Source organism: Oleiphilus sp. HI0080, from assembly GCF_001635135.1.
Genome location: NZ_LWFU01000573.1, coordinates 1 through 3722 on the forward strand (window position 1 = coordinate 1; position 3722 = coordinate 3722).

Genomic DNA, 3722 nt, shown 5'->3' on the forward strand with positions numbered 1-3722 from the left:
AAAAAATAAAAGAAGTTAAAGTTTTTTGGCGCGTAATACTTGCTCATATGCTTTTCAAAAGCATTTACCACTGACAGTCGAGCATCAATCCAAGAAATAAGCTTTTGCATTATGCTGCCTCCTCATCGACACCAACCATGATGGTTTCATCATCTAGGTATTTATACGGTGGAACTACGAGATTAGTTGGTGCAGGAACGCCCTGGAATACACGCCCAGCCAAATCGAAACGAGAACCGTGGCACGGACAGAAGAAGCCGCCCAGCCAGTTTTCGTCGAACTCTTGTGGCTCCACCTCAGGAACAAACTGAGGAGAACAACCTAAGTGCGTACATATTCCGACGATCACCGCGAACTCTGGTTTTGTAGACCGGAAAACACCTTTGACATATTCCGGCTGCTGAGGGACCTCAGACATTGGGTCACGAAGCTTATCATTGAGCTTCTCAAGGTTATCCAACATTTCCTGCGTCCGCCGAATAACCCAAACAGGCTTTCCACGCCACTCAACCGTCATTCGTTGACCAGGCTCTAATTTGCCAATAGTCGCTTTAACAGGCGCACCCGCTGCTTTCGCCTTTGCGCTCGGGTTCCATGATGCCACAAAAGGAACAGCCGCCCCAATTGCACCTACACCCCCAACCACAGAGGTCGCACCTATTAAAAATCTGCGGCGGCTCGCATTAACGTCGCCATCACTCATACAGGCTTCCCCCAAAGTAGATAATCTAAAAATCTCAAAAGTTTTGTTATTTGTGGCCGAGAGCAAAAATTGAGCTCTATACCTTTCGTTGAGCAATCACACCGATTCCGACACTCAGAATAGGCGAGTTTCTAAAAGCCACAAATAGTAATTAAATTAACATACGCCATCAACAACTTTCCTTAGTTTATATCAGGCCAAACACACTTGTATCGGCAAAAAAAAACGCCCGACAGGTAGCCTGCCAGACGTTTTCAACAAAACGAAACTGATTAACGCTTTGAGAACTGAGGACGCTTACGCGCCTTGCGAAGACCAACCTTCTTACGTTCTACTGCACGCGCATCACGCGTTACCCAACCTGCTTGTCGAAGCGGGCTGCGCAAAGACTCATCATATTCAATCAACGCACGGGCAATACCATGACGAATTGCGCCTGCTTGGCCAGTCGTACCGCCACCTTTAACAGTCACCTTAACGTCTAGCTTGTCAGCCATCTCAACTAACTCAAGCGGTTGACGAACAACCATTTGCGCTGTCTTACGACCAAAAAATTCATCAAGAGGACGACCATTCACTTCGATCTGACCCGAACCTGACTTCAAGAACACTCGAGCCGCCGAAGTTTTACGACGACCAGTACCATAATTATATGTAGTTGACATAATCGCCTTCCGTTAAATCTCTAAATCTTTTGGCTGCTGAGCTGTGTGCGGATGCTCATTACCCGCATACACTTTCAACTTCTTAAACATCGCTCGGCCTAGAGGACCACGTGGCAGCATACCCTTGACAGCACCCTGGATAACGCGCTCTGGAGCTTTGTCGATCAGCTTGTCAAAAGAGATTGACTTCAAGCTACCGATGTATCCCGTGTGGTGGTAGTACATCTTATCGCTAGCTTTCTTACCAGTAACTGCAACCTTCTCAGCGTTCACGACAACGATGTAATCACCAGTATCAACGTGAGGAGTATATTCAGTCTTATGCTTGCCCCGCAAACGGCGCGCGATTTCGGTCGACAAACGACCTAATGTTTTGCCTGTAGCATCAACTACATACCAGTCGCGTTTTACAGCTTCTGGCTTTGCACTTAACGTTTTCATTTAATCCGCCTTTAAAACTCTTCCGAGTAACTCAACCCGAAACACTTTCGTCTCAGGAATCTATTCATTCTGCCTTTCAATTCGAGACGGGGCTGACTCGTATACAATTGTCGGGCAATTTGAGGGCGCGAAGTATAATATAATTCTTTGATCAAATACTAGCCCCAATTGCCATCGATTTTCGTGATACCTAGGTTTTCCCTAAAAAAAACAGTTTTTCACAGTTTTCCTGAAAGGCTCTTGCAGCCTGATCGACGTCTAAGGACTTAAGCACCGCCAATTCATGCAATACCGTCCGTAAATCGACGGGCGTTCCACATCTAGAGGACGAGGTTGGCAAATACATATCCGGCGAATCCGTTTCTAGCAAAATCGAACCAATTGAGACCTCTTGAAAAGCCTCCCGTGTTTTCGCGCTTCGCAAGACAAGAGAGCCGGCACCGAGATAAAAGCCTAAATCTACAAACTGCTTTGCTTGCTCCTTACTTCCGGAAAAAGCATGAATCACACCTCGAATATCGGGTACAGTTTGCAAAAGATCAAGCACTTTGCTGTGTCGCCCCACGGAGTGAATGATCACAGGCAAAGAAACCTCCTTGGCCAACTCTAACTGCCGAACAAACAGCTCTTCCTGAAATGCATCATCAGGATACCTTCGATCAAGCCCTATCTCACCTAGAGCGACACACTGATGGCGGAGCTGACTTAACTTATCAGCAAGCTTCGGTAAGTCTTCAACACTATGTTGACCGATAAACGCAGGATGCAGACCAAGCCCATAGAAAATCTGAGGATGATCTTGAGCTAGAGATTCAACATGAGACCAATTTTCAGCAGCAACAGCGGGCACAATAAATCGTTTGATACCGTGTTCCGCAGAAACATTCAATACAAAAGGGAGATAGGAGCGCAGGGGTTCCATATCTAAGTGACAGTGTGTATCACAAAGCTCCACGGACATATAAATACGCTAGTGTTCGCGCGTTTTTCGGAATACGACTTCAGGGTGCCGCTCGGCCGCCAGCTGGAGATTAACCATAGTTGGCGCGATATATGTCAAGTTGTCACCGCCGTCAAGCGCGAGGTTGTCATGACACTTTTTCTTAAACTGCTCAAAAGCCACACTGTCTTCACTATCAACCCAGCGCGCCGTTGCAACTGAAATAGGCTCATACATAGCATCTACCTTGTATTCAGCTTTAAGTCGATGAACGACCACATCAAACTGCAACACACCCACTGCACCAACAATCAAATCATTATTCGCCATCGGTCTGAACACCTGAACAGCCCCCTCTTCCGACAACTGGATGAGACCTTTATTGAGCTGCTTCGCCTTCAACGGATCATTCAATCGAATCCGACGAAATAATTCCGGCGCAAAATTAGGGATCCCAGAAAACTTCAGCGCCTCGCCTTCGGTGAACGTATCACCAATCTGAATCGTTCCATGATTATGCAAACCAATTATATCTCCCGCATATGCGGATTCAGCATTCTCTCTATCACCGGCCATGAAAGTTACCGCATCAGAAATACGAACATCCTTACCCATTCTCACATGCTTCATCTTCATGCTTTTCCGATACTCACCCGAACAAATACGCATGAATGCAATTCGATCCCGGTGTTGCGGATCCATATTCGCCTGAATCTTAAAAACGAAGCCACTAAACTTCTCTTCTAACGGCTCGACAACACGCTGATCTGTTTCTCGTGACTGGGGAGCGGGCGCCCACTTTGTCAGCCCGTCTAGCATATGATCCACCCCAAAATTTCCAAGAGCAGTCCCGAAATAAACTGGAGTAAGCTCACCCGCTAGAAACAGCTCCTGATCAAACTCATGTGAAGCACCTTTTACGAGATCGATCTCATCTCGCAACTCCTCGGCATATGCTCCCAGCTTCTCGTCC

At 46.8% G+C, this 3722-nt stretch carries 5 protein-coding genes and 1 pseudogene; all 6 read right to left on the reverse strand.

Annotated elements, in window-relative coordinates; translation table 11 throughout:
* Nucleotides 1-110 (reverse strand): annotated as a pseudogene (locus A3751_RS23550) (cytochrome bc complex cytochrome b subunit); the annotation flags it as partial.
* Nucleotides 110-703 carry a ubiquinol-cytochrome c reductase iron-sulfur subunit gene (gene petA / locus A3751_RS12640; protein ID WP_068456556.1) on the reverse strand — a complete coding sequence of 198 codons (594 nt, stop codon included), beginning with the start codon at nt 701-703 and terminating at the stop codon, nt 110-112. The gene petA and the pseudogene A3751_RS23550, both read right to left, overlap by 1 nt.
* A 272-nt stretch (nt 704-975) precedes the next feature.
* Complete coding sequence (gene rpsI / locus A3751_RS12645) at nt 976-1368, reverse strand: 30S ribosomal protein S9 (protein ID WP_068456560.1); 393 nt, start codon at nt 1366-1368, stop codon at nt 976-978.
* A gap of 12 nt (nt 1369-1380) precedes the next feature.
* Nucleotides 1381-1809 (reverse strand): 50S ribosomal protein L13, encoded by a 429-nt coding sequence (gene rplM, locus A3751_RS12650; protein ID WP_068456564.1) that lies wholly within the window; start codon nt 1807-1809, stop codon nt 1381-1383.
* 190 nt (nt 1810-1999) lie between these two features.
* Nucleotides 2000-2770 (reverse strand): TatD family hydrolase, encoded by a 771-nt coding sequence (locus tag A3751_RS12655; protein WP_068456568.1) that lies wholly within the window; start codon nt 2768-2770, stop codon nt 2000-2002.
* Between the two features lie 9 nt (nt 2771-2779).
* A partial coding sequence (gene prfC / locus A3751_RS12660) for a peptide chain release factor 3 (protein ID WP_068456571.1) occupies nt 2780-3722 on the reverse strand: 943 nt, incomplete at its 5' end.